The sequence below is a fragment of the Micrococcus sp. SL257 genome (genome assembly GCF_026625585.1).
In the GTDB taxonomy this organism is placed as follows: Bacteria; Actinomycetota; Actinomycetes; order Actinomycetales; family Micrococcaceae; genus Micrococcus; species Micrococcus luteus.
The window spans coordinates 104,101-125,544 of sequence record NZ_CP113053.1 but is presented as its reverse complement, the minus strand read 5'-3'; the positions used below and the strand labels follow the sequence as shown (position 1 = coordinate 125,544).

Genomic DNA, 21,444 nt, shown 5'->3' with positions numbered 1-21,444 from the left:
ACCCGCGCGGGTCCGCCAGGTGAACCCCTGTTCCGGATGCTGGACCCGGCGCCCGCGGCCGGTCAGGACGACGGCGCCCGCGGCCCCGCCTGCGGCCCCGGTCGGGCTCGGATCGGCGCCGGGATCATCCCCCGGGTGGATCCGCGTCCGAGCACGGCCCGGCAAGGATGGGGCCATGACCGCTCCAGCACCCCCGCCCGCCTCACCCGTCCTGGGGGCGGCCGCCCACGACGGGATCGTGGCCCACGGCCTCGCCCGCTCGTTCGGCGCCGTCCATGCGGTGCGGGACGTCTCCCTCACCGTGCCCGCCGGCTCCGTGACGGCCCTCGTCGGCCCGAACGGCTCGGGCAAGACCACGCTCCTGCTCATCTTGGCCACCCTGCTGCGCCCGGACGCCGGCGCCGTGTCCGTGGCCGGGGTGGACGCGGTGCGCGAGCCCGTCGAGGCCCGGCGGCGGCTCGGCTGGATGCCCGACACCCTGGGCGTGTGGGAGGAGCTGACCTGCCACGACATCCTCGCCAGCCTGGGCCGGCTCTACGGCATGGGGAAGGCGGAGGCGTCGGCGCGCGCGGACGAGCAGCTCGCGTGGGTCGAGCTCACGGAGTTCGCCCACCGGCCCGCCCGCGTGCTCTCCCGCGGCCAGCAGCAGCGCCTGTCCCTGGCTCGGGCCACCGTGCATCGGCCCTCCGTCCTGCTCCTGGACGAACCCGCCAACGGCCTCGACCCGGCCGCCCGCATCCGGCTGCGGGACGACCTGCGCGCCATGGCCGCAGCCGGCACCGCCGTGCTCGTCTCCTCCCACGTGCTCGCCGAGCTCGAGGAGATGTCCGATCGCGCCGTGTTCCTCCGTGAGGGCGCCACGGTGGCCACCCAGGAGTTCCGCGCCGCCGACGGCCTCGCCCGCCCCTACCGGATCGCCGGGCCCGACCCGACGGCCCGGGACACCCTCGTCCGCGCCCTCGAGACCCGCGGCCTGACCGTCACCGCGGCCACCGGCGCCGGCGCGGGCCAGCGCCGGGACGGCGTCGTGGTGCAGTTGCGGGGCGAGGCCGCCGCGGCCGCGCTGCTCGCGGACCTCGTGCGCGAGGGTGTGCTCGTCAGCCACTTCGCCCCGGAGGGCTCCCGCCTCGAGAACGCCTACCTGGGCCTCCATCTGGAGGGCCCCCGCACCGAAGGAGACCGGCCGTGAGCACCGCTGTCGCGACCTCGATCCACGACCGCCGCCCGCCGCAGCCGCAGCCGGGGGGACGCCTCGGCGCGGCCCAGGCCGTGGCCACCGTGGTGGGCATGGAACTGCGTCAGCGGCTGCGCTCGCGCGGCTGGTACGTGCTGTTGGGCGTCTTCTTCGTGGTGGTGGGGGCGGTGACCCTCGGCGCCCTCGGGCTGCGGAGCCTGGGCATGACGGAGATGGAGGCGTCCGGCCTGGAGCCGGAGCTGGCGGAGCAGCAGATGCGCGCCCTGGGGCGGACGCTCTTCGACGGCGTCCTGCTCTTCGTCCTCACCCTCTCGCTGCTGGTCTCGCCCGCCCTGGCGGCCAACGCGATCTCGGGCGACCGTGCCGGCGGCACCCTGGCCATCACCCAGGTCACCCTGCTGCGGACCGGGCACCTGATGGCGGGCAAGTGGCTGGCCGCGTGGATCGCCTCCGCCGCGTTCCTCGCGGCCGCGCTGCCGTGGCTCGCGGTCGCGGCCGTGGTGGGACGCGTGTCCCCGTGGGCCGTGCTGGTGGGGCTCGTGATGATCCTCGTGGAGTTCGGCATGATCGCGGGGATCGGCGTGGCCGTCTCGGCCATCGCCGGGCGCACGCTGTTCGCCGTCGTGGTGACGTACCTGATCGTGGCGGCGCTGACGATCGGCACCCTGGTGGCCTTCGGGCTGTCCCTGCAGTTCCTGCAGACCGAGGTGCGGGCCAACGACGCCGAGTACGGCTCCATGACGGCGGAGCCGTTCACCGAGGCGGAGCTCGAGAAGATGACCCCGGAGGAGGCGGAGCGGGCCTGGGCCGAGTGGGAGGCGGCGCACCCGGAGCTGTACGACGGGATCGCCGACCGGTGCGTCGGCCCGGTGACCACCCGGACGATCCCCGACCCGCGGCGCAGCGGATGGCTGCTCGCGGCGAACCCCTACGCCGTCCTCGCGGATGCGTCCCCCTGGGAGGGCGGGCTCGTCGAGGACGGGACCTGGGCGGAGCCCGGGCCGCTCAACCTGCTGTCCGTGGGCCTGCGCTGGACCCAGCGTGACCCCGTCCGGGACGTCGAGTGCCTCGACGGCGAGCTGCGCGGTCTCGACCAGAGCGGCGTGCCGGACCGGCAGGGCACCTGGCCGGTGTGGCCGCTCGGCCTGGCGATGCAGGGTGTGCTGGTGGCCGGGCTGGGCTGGTGGGGCCACCGTCGCCTGGACACCCCGGCCGGGCGGCTGCCCGCCGGCACGCGCGTGGCCTGAGCCGGGCCGGCGTCGGGCGGGGCCTGCTCGACGCCGGCCCGTGTCAGCCGCTGATCAGGCGGCGGCCCTCGAAGGCGCGGCCGAGGGTGACCTCGTCCGCGTACTCGAGATCCCCGCCGACGGGCAGACCGGAGGCCAGACGCGTGACGCGGATGCCCGTGGCGCCGAGGAGCCGGCCGAGGTAGGTGGCCGTGGCCTCGCCCTCGAGGTTGGGATCCGTGGCGAGGATGACCTCCTGCACGGCCTCGTCCTGCAGCCGGGTGAGCAGCTCGCGGACGTGCAGCTGCTCGGGGCCGATGCCGGCGATCGGGTTGATGGCCCCGCCGAGCACGTGGTAGCGGCCCTGGAAGGCGCGGGTGCGCTCCATGGCCATGACGTCCTGCGACTCCTCGACGACGCAGATCTGGGAGCGGTCCCGGCGTTCATCCCGGCAGAGCGAGCACACCTCGTCCTCGGAGACGTTGAAGCAGACCGAGCACAGCCGCACCCTGTCCTTGACCGTGCGGATGGCGTCCGCGAGCCGCAGCATGTCCTCCCGGTCCGCCTCCAGCATGTGGAAGGCGATGCGCTGGGCGGACTTCGGCCCGATGCCCGGCAGGCGGCCGAGCTCGTCGATCAGGTCCTGCACCGCGCCCTGGTACATCCGTCTCCCTCGTCCGATGGTGCGTCTCGTGGGGCGTGCGCCCCGACGCGGCGCCGTGGTCCGGCGCCGCGTCCATCATGCCCGCGGCCCCGGACGGCGTACGGGCGCGTTCGCCTCAGGCGTCGTTGGGGCGTTCCTCGAGCAGGCGGCCGCCGAGCACCCGTTCGACGACGGCCCGGCCCACGAGGCCCGAGTCCTCGAGCGGGACGTCGTCGTCGCTGGCGACCTCGTCCTCCCACCCCACCCCGGACGTCGCCGGGGCGGCGGGGCCGGTGTCGGCGGGCCGGGTCGGGCCGCGGCCCTGGGCGGCCTCGCGGGCGGCGCGGATGGCCGCGGCCCGCGCGTCCAACGACGGCAGCGCCGAGGCTCCCCCGGCGGGCTCGACGTCGGCGGGGCGCGCCCCGAGCGAGGCCGCGCTCGGCCGGCCCCCGGCGGGGGAGCCCGGCGAGGCGTCCGGGTCGGGGCCACCGGGAGCGCCGGGGCCGCCGCCCGTCCCGCCGCCGCCGCTCGAGCCCGCGTTCACCGGAGGCTCGAGGGGCCCACCGGCCCGCAGCCGCTCCATGAGCCGCGGGTACATGCTCGCCGGATGGCCCGAACCCGGGAAGTCCGAACCGGTCGGGCCGGCAGCCGCGCGCGGCGCGGCGTCCGCGTCGTCGGCGGGCACGCCCGGGTCAGGGGTCGCGTCGGCCGTGGGCGAGCCCGTGGGGCGCCGCTCCTCGTCCGAGGACGGGCCGGCGCCCGAGGCGGCCGGGTGGAGATCGCGTCGCTCCGTGGCCGCTGCGTCGTCGTCCGGGGCGGGCGACGGCGTGGCAGGCCGGGCGGAGTCACCGTCCGCGGCCGCGCCCGCGCCGTCGTCGAAGCCGGCGGGACGGGTCGCGCCGAAGCGCTTCGCGAACTCCGCGCGCAGCTCCGCCTCCGGACGGGCGAACACGGGGATCGAGTGCTCCTCCTCGCGGACCAGCGGCCCCGGGTCGTAGGCCCGACGGACCTCCTCGGCGCTCGGCTCGCTCTCGCCGGGGGTCGGGGCGTCAGGCCGGGCCGGGGGGCCCTGGCCGGCCTCCGGCGCGGCGCCGCCGGGGGCCGGCGCGGGCTGCGGCGGCGCCCCCCAGTCCTCGACCGACGGCACGGGGCCGTCCCAGCCGGCGGCGCCGACCGGCCGCTCCTCGGCGTCGCGGGCCGGCGGGGTCCAGCCCTCGGGGCCGTCCGAGTCGTCCTGCTCCGCGTCCGGGTCGAACGCGGGCAGCGAGTCCCACGGGTCCTCCTCGGGCGGGGGAGCGTCGTCCCAGGCGGGCGGCTCCTCGTCCGGGCCGCCCCAGCCGTCCGCCGGCGGGGCGGGGGCGGGCGTCGTCGACGACGTCGGCGCCGGCCCCCAGGAGGTGGCGGGAGCCGCGGGCGTCCAGGCGGGGGACGGCTCCGGCGTCTGACGCTGCTGCGTGGCCCGGGGCGGAGCGGCCGGCGGCGCCGGATCGTCCTCCGCGGTGGAGGGTGCGGCGGAGCGCGGCGGGGTGGGGCGGGAGGACTCCGGCTCGCGTGGGGCCTGCCCCGGTGCCGGAGCGGGCCGGTTCGGCTGCGCCGTCGGTCGGTCGGGCCGGCCCTGCTGCGGGGCCGGACGCTCAGGCCGGTCCGTCCGCGCCGGGCCGGCCGGGCGAGCGCCGGACTGTGCGCGGGCGTCCCCGGTCGGCGCGTCCCCACCGAGGATCAGATCGAGCCGCGGGCGGATGCCGAGCACCTGGTGGACGGCCTCGCCGAGCACGCGGTCACCGCCCCGGCCGAGCAGCGACTGGCGGGGCCCGTCCTGCTGGAAGCCGATCGTCAGCAACGAGCCGTCGTAGCCCGCGACGCTCGCGTTGTCCTTCACCAGCATCCACACCAGGCGTGAGGCGTCCTCGAGGGCCGTGAGGATGTCCGGCCAGGCCCGGCGGATCATCTCCACCTGGCTCGCCGCCGGGGCGGGCGTGGGGCTCGACGGCGCGGCCGTCTCCTCCGGCCCGTGGGCGGGGGCCGGCGCGGCACCGGTGCGCTCCTGGGCCTGGGACCGGCCCTCGGGCTCGGGCCGGCCCTCAGGCTCGGCGCGGCTCCCGGCCTCCGGGCGGCGCGTGTCCCCGGAACGGGCCCCGACCTCAGCCGGTTCGGGCCGCCCGGGCTGCGGCGCCTGCTGCGGACGCTCGGACCCCGTGGCCCCGGCGGCGGCGTCCCCCTCCGGCGCCTCTGCCGCGGACTGCGGGGCAGGCGGCGTCCAGCGCTCCGGCGGGGCGGTGGACGCGGTCGGCGCGGGCTCCTCCGGCCGCCGCATGGCGGCCCGGGCGAGCGCGGCACCGGTCAGAGTGCCGGAGCCCTCCGCGTTCTCGGCCGATCCGCCGCCGTCCGCGGCGGGCGTGCCGGACCGGGCCGGCGTCGTCGTGCCCTCCGGGGCGCCCTCCTCGACGGGCGCGGCGCCACCGAGCTCCAGGCGCCGTTCGAGGGCCTCGAGGCGGGCGGCCAGGCCGCGGTGCGTCTCGTCCGAGGCAGGCAGCAGCAGGCGCGCCATGAGCAGCTCGAGGTGCAGGCGGGGACTGGTGGCCCCCACCATGTCCGTCAGCGCGAGGTTGGTGACGTCCGCGAGGCGGGAGAGCTCCGCGCGGGAGAGCTGCGCGGCCTGCGCCGACAGACGCCGCACCTGGTCCTCCGGCATGCCGTGCAGGATCGCCCCGGCCTCCTCCGGCAGGGCACGGGCGATCACGAGGTCGCGGAAGCGGTCCAGCAGGTCCTCGACGAAGCGGCGCGGGTCCTGGCCGGACTGCACCACGCGGTCCACCACGCGGAATACGGTGGGGGTGTCGTCCGCGGCGACGGCGTCGATCACGTCGTCCAGCAGGGCTTCCGGGGTGAAGCCGAGCAGGCTCACCGCGAGCTCGTAGGAGACCTGGCCCTCCTGGGCACCCGCGATCAGCTGGTCCAGCACGGAGAGCGTGTCACGCACCGAGCCCGTGCCGGCGCGCACCACGAGCGGCAGCACGCCCTTCTCCACGGACACGCCCTCCTCCGCGCACAGCTGCTCGAGGTAGGCGATGAGCGGCTCCGGCGGCACGAGCCGGAACGGGTAGTGGTGGGTGCGGGAGCGGATGGTCCCGATGACCTTCTCCGGCTCCGTGGTGGCGAAGATGAACTTCAGGTGCTCCGGCGGCTCCTCCACGATCTTGAGCAGCGCGTTGAAGCCCGCCGCGGTGACCATGTGCGCCTCGTCGATGATGAGGATCTTGTAGCGGTCCCGGACCGGGGCGAACGTGGCCCGCTCGCGCAGGCCGCGGGCGTCCTCCACACCGCCGTGCGAGGCCGCGTCGATCTCCAGCACGTCCAGCGAGCCCGGCCCGCCGGTGGCCAGGTCCCGGCACGAGTCGCACTCGCCGCACGGCGTGGGCGTGGGGCCTTGGGCGCAGTTCAGGCAGCGCGCGAGGATGCGGGCGGACGTGGTCTTGCCGCAGCCGCGCGGGCCGGAGAAGAGGTAGGCGTGGTTCACGCGGTCCTTCGCCAGTGCGGTGCGCAGCGGGACCGTGACATGGTCCTGCCCGATCACGTCCTCGAAACGGTCCGGGCGGTAGCGGCGGTACAGGGCGGTGCTCACCCTCGAAAGCCTATCCGGCGGGCGGACGGGCTAAGGGAGCCGGGGAATGCGCCCACCCACCGGCCCGTTCCCTGGCCCATGACCACCACGCACATGCACACCGACGCCGAGGACACGATCCACCCCACGCAGCCGGCCCCGGACGCGGGACCGCTGAGTCAGGCCGAGATCGACCGCCTCTTCGCGGACCGCCACACGACGCAGCTCTTCTCGGACGAGCCCGTCGACCTCGAACTGATCGAGCGGGCCTACGCGGACCTCCGCTGGGCGCCGACCGCCATGAACAACCAGCCGCTGCGGCTCGACGTCGTGGACAGCCCCGAGGCCCGCGCCCGCCTGGCTCCGCTGATGATCGAGTTCAACCGGGAGAAGACGGAGCGCGCCCCGCTCACGCTGATCGCCTCCTACGACCTCGACTGGCACCGCCACATGGGCCACCTCGCCCCGTTCCGGGAGGGCTTCGAGGAGGATGCCGAGGGCAAGCCGGGCATGCGCGAGGGGATGGGCCGCACGAACGCGCTCATCCAGGTGGGCTACCTGCTCGTGGCCCTGCGCGCGCACGGGCTCGAGGTCGGCCCCATGGCCGGGTTCGACGCCGCCGCCGTGGACGCCGAGTTCCATGCGGACCGTGCCTGGAAGTCCCTCCTGGTGATCAACGTGGGCCACGCCGCCGCAGACGACGAGAAGGCGCAGCAGCCCCGCCAGGGCCGCCTCGACTTCGACCAGGCCGCCCAGGTCCTCTGACCGGGGCCGGGCCTGCGGCGGACCAGGGCGCCGGCCCGCTCAGAGCCCGGTGAACACCCACGGAACACGCGGCAGGGCGGCCGGGTCGAACGCGGGCACGGCGGCCGCCAGCGGTCCCGCGGGCAGGCCGAGGGACTCCAGCAGCCGGTCCCGCACCCGCTCGGGGGTCCACGCCGGGTCCTGCGCGGCGAGGTCCTTGAGGGTCACGGCGCCGTCCCGCTTGGCCAGCCGCCGCCCCTCCGTGTTCAGCACGAGCGGCACGTGCAGGTACTCCACCGCAGGCGTCGGCTCCCCGCGCGCGGCGCACAGCGCCTCGGCCAGCCAGCGCTGGCGCGGGGCCGAGTCGAGCAGGTCGTCGCCGCGGACCACCTGGTCCACGCCCTGCGCCAGGTCGTCCACGACGACGGCCAGGTTGTACGCGTACGCCCCGTCGTTCCGGCGCAGCACCAGGTCGTCGACCAGGCCCGTGACCTCGCCGTGCAGCACGTCCACGGCGGTGGCGCGCGGGATCTCGCCCGCCGGCAGACCCGCGACCTTCGCCGCATCGATCCGCAGGGCGGCGGGGCGCACCCGCCGTCGCTCGGCCCGCTCGGCCTCGGTCAGGCCGCGGCAGGTGCCCGGATAGAAGCCGGGCGGACGCAGCGGCACGGTGCCGCCGGAGGCGGGGGCACCGTCGTCGGGCCTCGGGTGCGGGGCCGACGTCGCCTCGGCGATGTCCTTGCGGGAGCAGAAGCACTCGTAGACCGCGTCCGTGCCGTGCGCGGCGCGCAGGGCGGCCACGGCGGCGTCGTACAGGGCGGTGCGCTCGGACTGGCGCACCGGCTCGGCGTCCCAGTCCAGCCCGACGGCGGCCAGGTCCGCCCGCTGGTCAGCCTCGGCCCCGGAGCGGACGCGGTCCAGGTCCTCGACCCGCAGCAGGAAGGCGCGGTCCGTGGCGCGCGCCGCGAGCCACGCGACGAGCGCGGTGCGCAGGTTGCCCAGGTGCAGGCTTCCCGTGGGGGAGGGGGCGTAGCGTCCGGCGGGCATGGGATCTCCTGGGGGAAAGTGAAGACCCCTCACGCACCTGCCAGAGCCCACCTACCCTTGCTACCTTCCGGTCCTGGGGGAGTTCAGCGAGATGACACCACGTGAGGGGCCGCCCACGACTCTACCAGGGCGGCGGTGGGCGGGGCGATTCGGGCCGCGGCGAGACCCGGACCGGGCCCTCGCCTCCCGCGGGGGATTGGCGCGGCCCAGGACGATCTGGTTATGATGGAGCCTGCCCTCGCGCGGTCCGCCGCATGAGGGCGCACCAAGGAGGATTCGCCTAGCGGCCTATGGCGCACGCCTGGAACGCGTGTTGGGTTAACAGCCCTCGGGGGTTCAAATCCCCCATCCTCCGCGGGCAAGCCCCGGGACCCCAGTGGTTCCGGGGCTTTTCGCATGTCCGGGGCCGCTGTCGTCGCGGGCCGCGCGCCCGGACTCCCGATCCGCCACGCTGGATGCGAGACGCGGGTCACATTTGCGCGTATCCTTCTCCCCAGTCGTCCGGGACCGCCGGCGGCCGCCGCTCGGAGCTCGCACCGCACCGGCCATCCCCACCCCGATCTGGAGACCCCATGTCCTTCGCAGATCTCATCACCGCCGTGAACGACGTCATCTGGTCCCCGGCCCTGATCTGGCTCTGCCTGATCGTCGGCCTCTACTTCACCATCCGGACCATGTTCCTGCAGTTCGTGAACATCCCGGACATGGTGAAGCAGCTCCGCGAGGGCCAGGACTCCGCGGACGGCACCTCGTCCCTCCAGTCCCTCATGATGTCGCTCGCCGGCCGCGTCGGCATGGGCAACATCGGCGGCGTCGCCACGGCCATCGCGTTCGGCGGCCCCGGCGCCGTGTTCTGGATGTGGGTCATGGCCCTGCTCGGCGCCGCCACATCCTTCATCGAGTCCACGCTCGGCCAGATCTACAAGGAGCGCGACCCGGACACCGGCGAGTACCGCGGCGGCCCGGCGTACTACCTGGAGAAGGCCTACAAGCACACGGCCGCCGCCCCCGCCTTCAAGGCGTACGCGATCCTGTTCGCCGTCGTCACCGTCTTCGCCACCAGCTACTTCCTGCCGGGCGTGCAGGCCAACGGCGTGGCCGCGGCCGTGGGCGAGGCGTGGGCCGTGCCCGCCTGGGTCGTGGCCCTGGCCATGGTCATCCTGCTGGCCTTCATCGTCCTGGGCGGCGTGAAGCGCATCGCGACGTTCGCCGTCTACGTGGTGCCCGTGATGGCCGTGCTGTACATCATCCTCGCGCTGATCGTGCTGTTCCTGAACTTCGACCAGATCCCCGAGGTCTTCGGCTCCATCTTCGCCAGCGCGTTCGGTGTGCACGCCGTGTTCGGCGCGATCCTCGGCCTCGCCATCCAGTGGGGCGTGAAGCGCGGCGTCTACTCCAACGAGGCCGGCCAGGGCACGGGTCCGCACGCCGCCGCGGCCGCCGAGGTCTCGCACCCGGCCAAGCAGGGCTTCGTGCAGGCGTTCGCCGTGTACATCGACACGCTCTTCGTCTGCTCGGCCACCGCGTTCATCATCATCTCCACGGGCGCCTACCGGGTGTACTCGGACGGGTCCGGCTCCGGCCTGCTGTTCGAGGGCATCGTCTCGCCGACGGCCTCCGAGGGCCCGGCCTTCGTCCAGACTGGCTTCGACGCCATGTTCACCGGCTTCGGCCCCACGTTCGTGGCCGTGGCGCTCGCGTTCTTCGCCTTCACCACGATCGTGGCGTACTACTACATGGCCGAGGTCAACCTCGTGTTCCTCACGCGCAACCTGCGCAACGGCATGGTCCGCCGCGTCGTGCTGCGCTTCCTGCAGGCCCTGATCCTCGTGTCCGTGGCCTACGGCGCCGTCGCCACCACGGGTGCGGCCTGGGGCCTCGGCGACATCGGCGTGGGCTCCATGGCCTGGCTGAACATCCTCGGCATCCTCGTGCTGCAGGGCCCGGCCCTCAAGGCCCTCAAGGACTACCGTGCACAGAAGCGCCAGGGTCTCGACCCGCAGTTCGACCCGCGCCCGCTCGGCATCCGCAACGCGGACTTCTGGGAGCACCGCGCCGACGGCCTGATCACCCAGGGCGTCGCCGGCACGGCCGAGCACCCGATCGTCACCGAGGGCGGCGCCCACCGCGCCTGACGGGCCGGCGGGGCTGGGCCCTCCCCGCCCCACCACGACGACGGCCCGGACGCCGCCAGCGTCCGGGCCGTCGTCGTGCGCGGCAGGTCAGAACAGCTGGCGCAGGTTCGCCTTCGCGAGGTCGAGCAGCTTGGTGCCCTTGCCGTCGAGGACGGTGCGCATGGCGTAGAGCGCGAAGCCCTTGGCCTGCTCGAACTCGATGCTCGGCGGGATCGTCAGCTCCTGACGCTCGGTCTTGACCACCAGCAGCGCAGGCCCGTCGTGGGCGAGGAACTCGCGCATCACCGCAGGCAGGTCCGTCGTGTGGTCCGCGCGGAAGCCCTTGATGCCGGCTGCCTCCGCGATCGCCGCGAAGTCCGGGTTCTGCAGGTCCGTCCCGAAGGGGACGAACCCGGCGGCCATCATCTCGAGCTCCACGAAGTTCAGCGAGTCGTTGTCGAACACGAGCGTCTTCACGGGCAGGTCGTTCTGCACGAACGACAGCAGCTCGCCGAGCATCATGGCCAACCCGCCGTCGCCGGCCATCGCCACCACCTGGCGGGTGGGGTCGACCGCCTGGGCGCCGACCGCCTGCGTGACCGCGTTGGCCATGGAGCCGTGGGACAGGGAGCCGATGATCCGGCGGCGCCCGTTCATCGTCAGGTACCGGGAGGCCCAGACCACCGGGGAGCCGACGTCGGGCAGGAACACCACGTCGTCGTCGGCCAGCTCGTCGAGGAGGCGGGCCACGTACTGCGGATGCACGCGTCCGCGTCCCGGGGAGGCCAGCTGGTCGAGGTCCTTGCGGGTCTTGGCGTAGTGCTTGAGCGCCTTGTCCAGGAACGCCGACGACGAGTTCCCGCGCAGCAGCGGCAGCAGGGCCTGGGCCGTCTCCTTCACGCCGCCCACGAGCGGCACGTCCACGGCCACCCGTCGGCCGATCTGCTCGCCGCGCACGTCCACCTGGATGACCGTGGCGTCCTCGGGGTAGAACTGCCGGTACGGCAGGGAGGAGCCGAGGATCAGCAGAGTCTCGGCCTCCTTGAGCGCGTGGTAGCCGGAGGCGAAGCCGAGCAGGCCGGTCAAGCCGACGTCATACGGGTTGTCGTACTCGATCCGGTCCTTGCCGCGCAGCGCGTGGACGATCGGGGCCTGCAGGCGCTCCGCCAGGGCCACGACCTCGTCGTGGGCGCCGGCCGCACCCGCGCCGGCCAGGATGGTGATCCGCTTGGACGAGTCCAGGGCCTCGGCGGCCTCGCGCAGCACGGAGTCCGCCGGGATGACGCGGGACGGCGTGTGACGGATCACCTCGGGCTTCGCGGAGAGCTCGGTGAGGGCCACGTCGCCCGGGATCACGAGCACGGCCACGCCCCGCTGCTCGACGGCGGCCCGCATCGCGGTGCGCAGCATGCGGGGCATCTGGTCCGCCGAGGAGACGTGCTCCACGTAGACGGAGCACTCGCGGAACAGGTCCTGCGGATGGGTCTCCTGGAAGTAGCCCGAGCCGATCTCCTCCGACGGGATGTGCGCGGCGATCGCGAGCACCGGAGTGCGGGAGCGCTGGGCGTCGAACAGGCCGTTGATCAGGTGGAGGTTGCCCGGACCGCACGAGCCCACGCAGACCGCGAGCTCATCCGTGAGCTGGGACTCGGCGGAGGCCGCGAAGGCCGCGGTCTCCTCGTGCCGGGTGTGCACCCACTGGATGCCGCCGTGGGAGCGCAGGGCCTCGGTCAGCCCGTTGAGGGAGTCCCCGGGCACGCCGTACATGCGGCGCACGCCCGAGGCGTGGAGGGTCTCGACGATGTTCTGGGCGACGGTGGCCACGGTGGAACCTCTCTCTGGTCGGGAGGCGCCCGGGCCGGTTTCGGCAGGGGCGCGGCATTGCCTTCCACGCTAGGGGTCGAGGTCCAGGCCCGGGGAGGGGCGGCCGCCCGGAGGGGGCGTCCGGCCGGGTCAGCGCAGCAGGTCGCGCTCCACCCAGCGCAGCAGGGACTCGCCTGCCCGCTCGTGGACGTCCTCGGCGTCGCCGATGCCGCGTTCGGCGAGGATCGCCGCCGTCACCACGCCGTAGGGCTTCTCGGGGACGCCGTCGGCGGGGCGCACGTCCATGTGCTCCACGGCCAGTCCGCGCTCGTGCAGCCGGTCGGCCATGGCGTAGTCGCTGCGCGAGTCGCCCGCGGTGAGCCAGCGTTCGGGCACCGGGGTGCCCGCCTCCGCCAGCAGGTCGAAGCAGCGCTCGACGCCCAGGTCCTTGCCGGAGGAGCGGTGCTCGACGTCCACCGAGATCACCGAGGGGGCCACGCGCACCTCCTCGGCGAGTCCGCGCTCGGCGAGCAGATCCTCGACGCCCGCGGCGACGTCGTCGCGCACCCGCTCGTACTCCGTCTGGTCGGCGCCGACCGTCTTCTCGAGGGAGACCATGGCCAGCTTGGTGCGGTCGGTGAACTGCAGGTCCCCGGCGCGCTCATCGTTGAGGGCCCAGATCGCGTCACGGGTGTCCGCGTCGATGGCCATGTCCGGGTCGGTGCGGAGCCAGTCCGGGGCGGTGCCGTCCACGGTGACGTCGGGCAGGTCCCCGGAGGGCACCGCGGAGAACGGGAACCACACGGCGCCCTTCTCGCAGATCGCGTGGAAGGGAGCGTCGTCCGGGAGGCCCGCGTCGCGCAGCGGGGCGATCAGGTTGTGCAGGAGGAAGTCCGTGGAGCGGCCCGTGTTGAAGCCGACCGGCACCCCGCGCCTCGCGAGGCGGACGAGCACGTCGATGATCCCCTCCGGCACGGTCCGGGTCTCGGTGGAGGCCACGGGGGCGTCCACGTCCAGCAGGAGTCCTATCGGGGAGGAAGTGCGCATGCCCCCACCCTAGGCCGCGGTGGCCCGTGCCCGCGATGGGCCCGGCGGCTACGCTGACCCTGAGACCCGCCCCGCCCGGGGCACACCCCCGACGATCACCCCACGGGAGCACCCATGAGCACCGCCACCGACCTCGGCCCGTCCCGCAGCCCCTTCGGCCCCGACGCCGCGGCGCGCGTCCCCAGCTCGGGGACGGGGCTGTCCTCGACGGGCGGCCGGGTGGCCATGCTCGTGGTCGTGATCCTCGCGGTCGTGGCCGCGTTCCTGGGCTCCGGCGTCGTCGGCGGCCTGACCCCCGTGGCCGAGGCCGCGGGCGGCTGGCTCGGCCCGGACGCCACCTGGGTCTCCCCGGCGACCCCCGCGTTCGGCATCTGGTCCGTGATCTACGCGGGGCTGCTGGCGTACGCCGTGTGGCAGTTCCTCGCCTCGGCCCAGTCCGCCCGTCACGACCGCCTGCGACCGTGGATCCTGGTCTCGGTGCTGCTCAACGCCGCGTGGATCTGGACGGTGCAGGCCGGGCTGCTGGGGCTGAGCGTCGTGGTGATCGCGCTGCTGCTGACGTGCCTGGCGTGGATCCTGGTGCTCCTCGAATCCGTCCGCGCGCACAGCTGGGGGGAGCGGATCCTCCTGGACGGGGTGCAGGGCCTGCATCTGGGCTGGGTCTCGATCGCCGCCGTGGCGAACCTGGCCGCGTGGCTGGCCTCGACCGGCGTCGTCGGCGATCCGGGGCAGTCGTCCCTCTGGGCGAAGGTGATGCTCGTGGTGGCCGTGCTGATCGGCGCGTTCACGGCCGTGTACAACGGCGGCCGCCCGGCTCCGGCGTTCGCGCTCGCGTGGGGTCTGGTGTGGATCGGCGTCGGCCGCGCGGACGGCACGGGGCTGCTCTCGGGCAGCCTCGCCCTCCTGGCGTGGGGCGGCGCGGCGATCGTCCTGCTGTGCTGGCTGGCCGCGCTGCTGCTCTCCCGCCGGTCCGCGACGGGCGAGGCCCGCGACCTCGTCCTCGACGCACTCGACGGCGGCGGCGACCCCATCGACGGCCGTCGCTGACCCCCGTCGTCATTGACGGAACGGGGACCGATGCTGTCGTGACGTGCGGCAACACCTGTGCCTCCCACATGCGATGATGTGGTGATCCGAAGGCCCCGCCTCACGGCGGGGCCTTCGTCATGTCCCCGTCCCTTCCCCTCCAGGATCCTCGTGCCCCTTGCCCGTCTGCGCGCGGCGCTCCCCGCGGCCGCACTGTCCCTGCTCCTGCTCACCGGCTGCACCGCCACCGACGACGGCGTCACCCCGGCGAGCGATGCCGACACCTCCGCGTCGGTCAGCACGATGCCGACGACGCCCACCCCCTCCGTCGACGGGGCTGCGACGAGCCGTGCCGCTGCGTCGTCGCTGGCCGCCTCCTCCGCCGCGCAGAGCTCGCGCGCCGCAGCGTCGTCCTCGAGCGGGGCCGCCGAGTCGCGTGCCGCTGAGGGCTCCCGCAGTGCCGAGCCGGCGGCGCCCGCCGCCCCGGCCGACGTCGAGGGAGACGTGGTCACGGTCGAGTCGATCTCGGACGGCGACACGCTCCGCGTGACCCTCGGCGAGGTGTCCACGCGGGTGCGCCTGCTCAACATCGACACCCCCGAGACCCACCACCCCTCGAAGCCGGTCGAGTGCATGGGACCGGAGGCGACGGCGGCGCTGAAGTCGATGATCAGCCCCGGCGACACGGTGGTGCTGCGGTACGATCGCCGGCTCTACGACCGCTACGACCGCCTCCTCGCCGGCGTGTACGCCGACGGCGTCCTGCTCAACGCCGAGATGGCCCGCCTGGGCTACGGCGAGCCGGCGGTCTTCGACGGCAACGACCGTTTCCTGCCCGAGGTCGAGGCGGCGTGGGAGGAGGCCCGGGCGAACGGCGTCGGCAGGTTCTCCGGGGAGTGCGGCACCGCGGCCGAGCCCATCCCGGAGGCGGCCCCGGCCCCCGCCCCGGAGGCGGCCCCCGCACCCGAAGCCGCCCCCGCGGCCGGCGACGCGGGGCCGGTGCGCGGAGCCGACTCCGTGTGCCCGGACTCCCACCCGGTCAAGGCCAACGACAACTCGGGCATCTACCACATGCCCGGTCAGCAGCACTACGGCAAGACCAACGCGCGCAACTGCTACGCCTCCGCCGCCGCGGCCCAGGCGGACGGCTACCGCGCGGCTGAGCGCTGAGGGCCTCGCGCACGACGACGGCCGCCCACCTCGCCAGGTGAGCGGCCGTCGTCGTCCGTGCCGAACGTGTGCTCGGCGCCGCGCCGGGTGCGGTCAGCGGCCCTCGTGGACCGCCCGCAGCTCGTAGCCGCGCTCCTCCACGGCCGTCTGCTTCTCGGCGCGCTTCTCCACCCCGGCCACGTCCTTCGGGGGCAGCTGCACCCGAGCCTCGGCGGGCAGGCCGGCCTCGAGCTGGCGGGCACGCTCCACCTCGGCGTCGACCTCCAGGCCGAGCAGCAGCACGATGTTGAAGATCCACAGGGCGAACAGCAGCGCCATGATCGTGCCGATCGCGCCGTACGCCGAGTAGCCGGCGAACTGCGTGAAGTACACGGACAGGGCCACCGCGGCCAGCACCATGCCCACCAGCGCCACGATGTTGCCGGGGCCGAAGAGGTGGAAGCGCGGCTTCTGGACGTTCGGGGTGGTGTAGTACAGGGTCGCGATCAGCACCAGCAGGATCAGGACGACGACGGGCCACTTCACCCACGCCCACACCGGCAGGAACGTGTCCGAGAGGAAGTTCACCACGCCGGTCATGCCGAGCGGGCCGGCGATCGGCTGGAGGAAGCCGTCCACGAGTGAGCGGTTCAGCGCCAGCGAGATCAGCACGACCACGATGCCCACGATCAGGATGAGCGTGGTGAGCAGGTTGGTCAGCGTCAGCTTCACCAGGCCGCGGCCCTCCTCGTAGCCGTACACCGTGTTGGCCGAGCGATTGAACGCCTTCACGTACGCGGAGGCGGACCACAGGGCGGTCGCGATGCCGATGACGAGGGCGATGATCCCGCCGCCTGAGGCGGCCGAGTCGCTCATGGTGGTCACCAGGTTCGTGACGAGCGCCTGGTAGTCGCTCGGGACCAGACCGGTCAGCTGCCCCAGCAGATCGTCGATGGCTCCGCGGTTGGAGGCGAGCACGAGGGACAGGATGGAGAACACGGCCAGCAGCGAGGGGGCCAGCGAGAGCACCAGGTAGTAGGTGAGCTTCGCGGCCAGGTCGGTGCCGCCGTCGTTGCCGAACTCCTTGAGCGCGCGCGTGAGCGCGTACTTCCAGCCGGCGCCGTCGAGCTTCACCCCCTTGAGCCGCTCGGCACGCTGGTCGGGATCGATCTTCGCGGCCTCCAGGGTCGCGTCCACAGGATGAATGGCCACGTCGGTCCTCTCGCGCTCGGGGGCAGGGGGCGGATCGGGCCCCACGGTAGCGGACGGGTGCCCCGTCCGTCCCGACCGGAGCGGCGCTGGGCCGCGGACCCAGGCGATCAGCACTCGATGACGTTCACGGCCAGGCCGCCGCGCGAGGTCTCCTTGTACTTGGACTTCATGTCCGCGCCGGTGTCGCGCATGGTCTTGATGGCCTGGTCCAGGGTCACCCGGTGCGAGCCGTCCCCGAGCAGCGCCAGCCGGGCCGCGTTGATGGCCTTCACCGACGCGATCGCGTTGCGTTCGATGCACGGCACCTGGACCAGGCCGCCCACGGGGTCGCACGTCAGCCCGAGGTTGTGCTCGATCCCGATCTCGGCCGCGTTCTCCACCTGGTCCACGGTGCCACCGAGCACGGCGCACAGCGCGCCCGCCGCCATGGAGCAGGCCGAGCCGACCTCGCCCTGGCAGCCGACCTCGGCGCCGGAGATGGAGGCGTTGCGCTTGTACAGGATGCCGATCGCCGCCGCGGTGAGCAGGAACTCGACCACCTTGTCGTCCCGCTCCTGCTGCGTGGCGCCCTCGGGGAGCACGAAGCGCATGTAGTAGAGCATGACGGCCGGGATGATGCCCGCGGCGCCGTTCGTGGGCGCGGTGACGATGCGCCCGCCCGAGGCGTTCTCCTCGTTCACCGCGAGCGCGAAGAGGTTGACCCACTCCATGGCCCACATGGGGTCGGTGCGGTCGGTGGTCTGCAGCAGGTGCTCCCGCAGCGCGGGGGCCCGACGGCGGACCTGCAGTCCGCCGGGCAGGATCGGCTCGGTGCGGGTCACGCCGTTGTGGACGCATTCCTCCATGACGGCCCAGATGGCCAGCAGCCGGGTGCGCAGCTCGTCGAGGTCGTGCCGGGTGGCCTCGTTGGCGAGCATGAGCTCCGCGATGCTCAGGCCCGCCTCGTGGCAGCGGGCGGCGAGCTCGGCGCCCGTGGAGAAGGGGTACGGTTCGCCGGTGTCGCCGTCGTCGGTGCGGTTGACGTCCTTGGTGGCGTCCAGCTCGGCCTCGAGCTCGTCCGAGGTGACCACGAAGCCGCCGCCCACCGAGTAGTAGTCGCGGGTGTGAAGCTGTTCGCCGGCGTCGTCGTAGGCGGTCAGACGCATGCCGTTCGGATGCCCGGGCAGGGACTCGCGCATGTGCAGCGTCAGGTCGCCCTGCCGGTCGAAGGCGATCTCGTGGCGCCCGTCCAGGGGCAGCCGACCGCCCGTGACGATCTCCTCCACGAGCCCGGTGCAGGCGTCCGGGTCGATGGTCTCGGGGTCCTGGCCGGCCAGGCCGAGCAGCACCGCGGTGTCCGAGCCGTGGCCCACGCCGGTGGCCGCCAGCGAGCCGAACAGCTCGGCGTGCACGCGGGCGGCGCGCCCGAGGACGCCGCGCTGGCCCATGCTGTCCGTGAAGCGGCGGGCGGCGCGCATGGGACCCACGGTGTGGGACGAGGACGGGCCGATGCCGATCGAGAACAGGTCGAGGACGCTGAGCGCCATGCAGTGCTCCTAGGGTGCGAGCGGGACGCGCGGCGGCTGGGGGTGGGGGCCGGACGCGCGGAGCCGGGTGATCCGGTGCAGACCAGACTAGGGGCACGGGGCCCGGCAGGCCATGGGGTCGCGGGTCGAGGTCCGCGGTGCTCTCCGGCCCGTCGCCCGCCGCACGGACCGGAGCCGGGAGCGCTCAGAGGATGTTGTCCTTGGACTCCTCCACCTGCGCGGCCGCGCGGAACGCCGTCAGGTCACGCAGATACTCGTCCGCGTGGGGGAACACGGGCCCCTGCCCGGCCACGAGCATGACCCCCTCGAGGGGCTCGAACCGGGAGCGGCCCGCGTGGATGTCCTCGCCGGCGTCGACCAGGGTGCGCAGCTGCCACCACGTGGGGGCCATCAGGTTGACCTCGCCGGCCCGGAAGCGGCGCAGCAGCTCGGCGGGCGACGCCCAGCCGTGACTGGCCGCCTCGCAGGACATCCGCTCGGGGGACTGGCCCTGCGGCAGGTGGACGGCGAAGAAGAACGTGTCGTAGCGGCGCGGGCCCCCGTGCGGGGTGATCCACCGGGACCACGGCACGAGCGCGCCGGCGTCGGGGCGCAGCCCCTCGCGGTCGAGCAGCTCCCCGAAGTCCACCTCGTGGCGCTCGACGGCGTCGCGCAGCTCGTCGGGGAACGCGGCCACCCGGGCCGGGTCCACGGGGGTGCCGGTGTCCGCGTCCCGGGCCAGGAGCACTCCGGTCTCCTCGAACGTCTCGCGGACGGCGGCGGCCAGCACGCGGCCGGCGCCCTCGGCGGGGTCGAGCTCCGTGAGGGTGCCGTGGGCGTCCACGGGCTCGTGCGGCAGCCCGAGGCGCCGGCCCCAGTCGGCCAGATCCGTGCCCTCCCACAGTCGGTCCGGCAGGTCGTCCGCGGGGTCCACGCGGCCGCCGGGGAAGGCCGTGGCGTGGGCGCTGAAGGCCATGGTCCCGGCGCGGCGGACGGTGAACACCGAGGTCTCGCCGCCGGCCCCGGGTCGGACCAGCACGAGGGAGGAGGCGGGCACCGCCGGGACCCGGGGCCGGTCCTCGGCGGCCGGCGGCTCGGCGGGCGGGGCGGCGGGGCTCACGGTGCCTCCTCGGTTCGAGCGATCATGGTCCGGACGCACGGGCCGACGACGGCGGCCCCGGCCGCTCCCGCGCGGGGGTCATGCGGCCCGGATGTGCGCGGACCCGTAGTCTGTAGCGTAAGTCACCGCGCTCGGGGCGGAGGCCCCGGGGCGAGACCGCGACCCAAGGAGGAGGAGGCCGTGAAGATCCTGGTGCTGGCCAAGCAGGTGCCGGACACGTGGCAGGAGCGTGAGCTGAGCCTGGAGACCGGCTGGGTGGTGCGCGACGGCGCGGCCGAGCCCGTGCCGGACGAGATCAGCGAGCGCGTCATGGAGGTCGCCCTGGGCTGGCGGGACGCCGGCGCGGACGTCGAGGTCGTGGCCCTGACGGTGGGCCCCGAGGACTCCTCGAAGACCCTGCGCAAGATGCTGGCCATGGGCGCGGACTCCGCCGTGCAGATCACCGACGACGCGCTCGTCGGCTCGGACGCCGTGCAGACGGCTCGCGTGATCGCCGCGGCCGTCGAGAAGGAGGGCGCCGACCTCGTGCTCGCCGGCACGGTGTCCACGGACGGCGGCACCGGCGTGGTGCCGGCCATGGTCGCCGAGCTCCTGGACCGGCCCTACCTGCCGCACGCCGAGGCCCCCGAGCTGACCGACGGCGAGCTGACCGGCACCGTGGCGACCTCGGACGCGGACGTGCGCGCCGCCGTCGCCCTGCCCGCCGTGGCGAGCCTGACGGAGAAGACCGCGGAGCCGCGGTTCCCGAACTTCAAGAACATCATGGCGGCCAAGAAGAAGCCGCTCACCGTGCTGTCCCTGGCCGACCTCGGCATCGCCGCGGGCCCGGCCGAGGCCGCCTACCGCTCCGTGATGGTCTCGGCGGACACGCGTCCCGAGCGCGCCGCGGGCGAGAAGATCACCGACGACGGCACCGCCGCCGAGCGGCTGGTGGAGTTCCTCGCGGGTCGGGGGCTCGTGTGAGCGCGAACGTGGAGGAGACGGAGATGACGACGCAGACCGACGCCGCGAACAGCGGTCAGACCGTGCTGGTGCACGCCGAGATCGGCGCGGACGGCGCGCTCCGCCCGGTCGTGGCCGAGCTGCTCGGCGCCGCGGCCACCGTGGGCGTGCCCGAGGCCGTCCTCGTGACCGGCGCGGAGGGCAGGGACGCCGCCGTCGCCCGTCTGGGGGAGTACGGCGCCACGCGCGTCCACGTCCTCGTGGCCGACGACGCCGCCACCACCCTCGGCGACGCCGCCGTGCAGGCCCTCGCCGCCGCGGCCGCCCGCACCGCGCCCGTGGCCGTGCTGCTCTCCGGCAGTCCTGAGTCCCGCGCGGTGGCCGGCCGCCTGTCCGTCCGCGCCCGCGGCCCCGTGTGTGCGGATGCCGTGGGGCTGCGCTGGGCCGACGACGAGGTCATCGCCCGCCACTCCGTGTTCGGAGGCGACTACCTCAGCGAGTCCACCGGCGAGGGCGGCCCCCGGATCATCACCATGCGCCCCGGCGCCGTCGCGGACCGGGCCCCGGCCGTCGAGGCGCCCGAGGTCGTGGAGCTGGCCGCCGCCGAGCTCGGCCCGGTGACCGCCGGCGCCCGGGTGCTCGAGGTGAACGCCCGCACGCAGAACTCCGCCCGTCCGCCCCTGCGCGGCGCGAAGACCGTCGTCGCCGGCGGACGCGGCGTGGGCTCCGAGGAGGGCTTCGCGATCGTCGAGCAGCTCGCCGACGAGCTCGGCGCCGCCGTGGGCGCCTCGCGCGCCGCCGTCGACTCCGGCTACACCGCGGCCGAGCGCCAGGTGGGCCAGACCGGCGTGATCGTGTCCCCGAACCTGTACATCGCCCTCGGCATCTCCGGCGCCATCCAGCACTTGGCCGGCATGAAGACCGCCAAGACCATCGTGGCGATCGACAAGAACGAGGACGCCGAGATCTTCGAGCACGCCGACTTCGGCGTGGTCGGGGACATCTTCCAGGTGGTCCCGCAGGTCATCGAGCAGCTGCGCACCCGCCGCGGCTGAACCGGTGCGGGCGCG

At 74.4% G+C, this 21,444-nt stretch carries 16 protein-coding genes, 1 tRNA gene and 1 other RNA gene; 9 read left to right on the top strand and 9 right to left on the bottom strand.

The window, feature by feature from the left end:
- Window positions 1-175 precede the first annotated feature (175 nt).
- Together OVA32_RS00545 and OVA32_RS00540 are read left to right on the top strand one after the other, a co-directional pair.
- Entirely contained in the window at window positions 176-1,189 is a 1,014-nt protein-coding gene (locus tag OVA32_RS00545; RefSeq protein ID WP_049147236.1) for an ABC transporter ATP-binding protein, read from the top strand.
- Window positions 1,186-2,442, top strand: coding sequence for an ABC transporter permease (locus tag OVA32_RS00540; protein WP_101967238.1), 1,257 nt, complete (start codon window positions 1,186-1,188; stop codon window positions 2,440-2,442). The genes OVA32_RS00545 and OVA32_RS00540 overlap by 4 nt, the downstream gene beginning before the upstream one ends.
- Before the next feature lie 43 nt (window positions 2,443-2,485).
- Here the strand turns inward: OVA32_RS00540 and recR are convergent, their stop codons facing one another.
- Both recR and OVA32_RS00530 read right to left on the bottom strand, forming a co-directional pair.
- Window positions 2,486-3,085, bottom strand: a complete 600-nt coding sequence (gene recR, locus OVA32_RS00535; RefSeq protein WP_002856659.1) for a recombination mediator RecR — start codon at window positions 3,083-3,085, stop codon at window positions 2,486-2,488.
- A gap of 115 nt (window positions 3,086-3,200) precedes the next feature.
- Complete coding sequence (locus OVA32_RS00530; protein ID WP_101967239.1) at window positions 3,201-6,686, bottom strand: DNA polymerase III subunit gamma and tau; 3,486 nt, start codon at window positions 6,684-6,686, stop codon at window positions 3,201-3,203.
- Window positions 6,687-6,764: 78 nt separating this feature from the next.
- Here OVA32_RS00530 and OVA32_RS00525 point away from each other — a divergent pair, with 78 nt between their 5' ends.
- On the top strand, window positions 6,765-7,430 hold the full coding sequence (locus OVA32_RS00525; protein ID WP_041102763.1) for a malonic semialdehyde reductase: 666 nt from the start codon (window positions 6,765-6,767) through the stop codon (window positions 7,428-7,430).
- Window positions 7,431-7,469: 39 nt separating this feature from the next.
- Here OVA32_RS00525 and gluQRS read toward each other — a convergent pair whose 3' ends face one another.
- Together gluQRS and ffs are read right to left on the bottom strand one after the other, a co-directional pair.
- Window positions 7,470-8,456: a tRNA glutamyl-Q(34) synthetase GluQRS gene (gene gluQRS / locus OVA32_RS00520; RefSeq protein ID WP_041102765.1), complete on the bottom strand. Its 987-nt coding sequence runs from the start codon at window positions 8,454-8,456 to the stop codon at window positions 7,470-7,472.
- A 17-nt stretch (window positions 8,457-8,473) separates the two neighbouring features.
- Window positions 8,474-8,570, bottom strand: an RNA gene (ffs, locus tag OVA32_RS00515) — signal recognition particle sRNA small type.
- A gap of 155 nt (window positions 8,571-8,725) precedes the next feature.
- Here ffs and OVA32_RS00510 point away from each other — a divergent pair.
- Together OVA32_RS00510 and OVA32_RS00505 are read left to right on the top strand one after the other, a co-directional pair.
- Window positions 8,726-8,811 (top strand) — tRNA-Ser (locus OVA32_RS00510).
- A 217-nt stretch (window positions 8,812-9,028) separates the two neighbouring features.
- Window positions 9,029-10,591, top strand: a complete 1,563-nt coding sequence (locus OVA32_RS00505; RefSeq protein ID WP_041102767.1) for an alanine/glycine:cation symporter family protein — start codon at window positions 9,029-9,031, stop codon at window positions 10,589-10,591.
- Window positions 10,592-10,678: 87 nt separating this feature from the next.
- Here the strand turns inward: OVA32_RS00505 and poxB are convergent, their stop codons facing one another.
- Together poxB and OVA32_RS00495 are read right to left on the bottom strand one after the other, a co-directional pair.
- Entirely contained in the window at window positions 10,679-12,394 is a 1,716-nt protein-coding gene (poxB, locus tag OVA32_RS00500; RefSeq protein WP_041102769.1) for a ubiquinone-dependent pyruvate dehydrogenase, read from the bottom strand.
- 129 nt (window positions 12,395-12,523) lie between these two features.
- Window positions 12,524-13,420: a haloacid dehalogenase gene (locus OVA32_RS00495; RefSeq protein WP_041102771.1), complete on the bottom strand. Its 897-nt coding sequence runs from the start codon at window positions 13,418-13,420 to the stop codon at window positions 12,524-12,526.
- Window positions 13,421-13,534: 114 nt separating this feature from the next.
- Here OVA32_RS00495 and OVA32_RS00490 point away from each other — a divergent pair, with 114 nt between their 5' ends.
- Entirely contained in the window at window positions 13,535-14,467 is a 933-nt protein-coding gene (locus OVA32_RS00490; RefSeq protein WP_041102773.1) for a TspO/MBR family protein, read from the top strand.
- Window positions 14,468-14,617: 150 nt separating this feature from the next.
- Window positions 14,618-15,616 carry a thermonuclease family protein gene (locus OVA32_RS00485; RefSeq protein WP_041102775.1) on the top strand — a complete coding sequence of 333 codons (999 nt, stop codon included), beginning with the start codon at window positions 14,618-14,620 and terminating at the stop codon, window positions 15,614-15,616.
- Window positions 15,617-15,709: 93 nt separating this feature from the next.
- On the opposite strand, the gene OVA32_RS00480 is transcribed toward OVA32_RS00485, so the two are convergent.
- The 3 genes from OVA32_RS00480 to OVA32_RS00470 form a co-directional block, all read right to left on the bottom strand.
- Window positions 15,710-16,807 carry a YihY/virulence factor BrkB family protein gene (locus tag OVA32_RS00480; protein ID WP_225348892.1) on the bottom strand — a complete coding sequence of 366 codons (1,098 nt, stop codon included), beginning with the start codon at window positions 16,805-16,807 and terminating at the stop codon, window positions 15,710-15,712.
- Window positions 16,808-16,914: 107 nt separating this feature from the next.
- Entirely contained in the window at window positions 16,915-18,333 is a 1,419-nt protein-coding gene (locus OVA32_RS00475) for an L-serine ammonia-lyase (protein WP_041102779.1), read from the bottom strand.
- Window positions 18,334-18,517: 184 nt separating this feature from the next.
- Window positions 18,518-19,432 (bottom strand): NUDIX hydrolase, encoded by a 915-nt coding sequence (locus tag OVA32_RS00470; RefSeq protein ID WP_041102782.1) that lies wholly within the window; start codon window positions 19,430-19,432, stop codon window positions 18,518-18,520.
- A gap of 180 nt (window positions 19,433-19,612) precedes the next feature.
- On the opposite strand from OVA32_RS00470, the gene OVA32_RS00465 reads away from it, so the two are divergent.
- Window positions 19,613-20,395, top strand: a complete 783-nt coding sequence (locus OVA32_RS00465) for an electron transfer flavoprotein subunit beta/FixA family protein (RefSeq protein WP_041102784.1) — start codon at window positions 19,613-19,615, stop codon at window positions 20,393-20,395.
- The gene (locus tag OVA32_RS00460) at window positions 20,392-21,429 is read left to right on the top strand and encodes an electron transfer flavoprotein subunit alpha/FixB family protein (protein ID WP_041102785.1); all 1,038 of its coding nucleotides are present in this window, start codon (window positions 20,392-20,394) and stop codon (window positions 21,427-21,429) included. Before OVA32_RS00465 ends, OVA32_RS00460 begins: the two co-directional genes overlap by 4 nt.
- The last annotated feature ends 15 nt before the right edge of the window (window positions 21,430-21,444 follow it).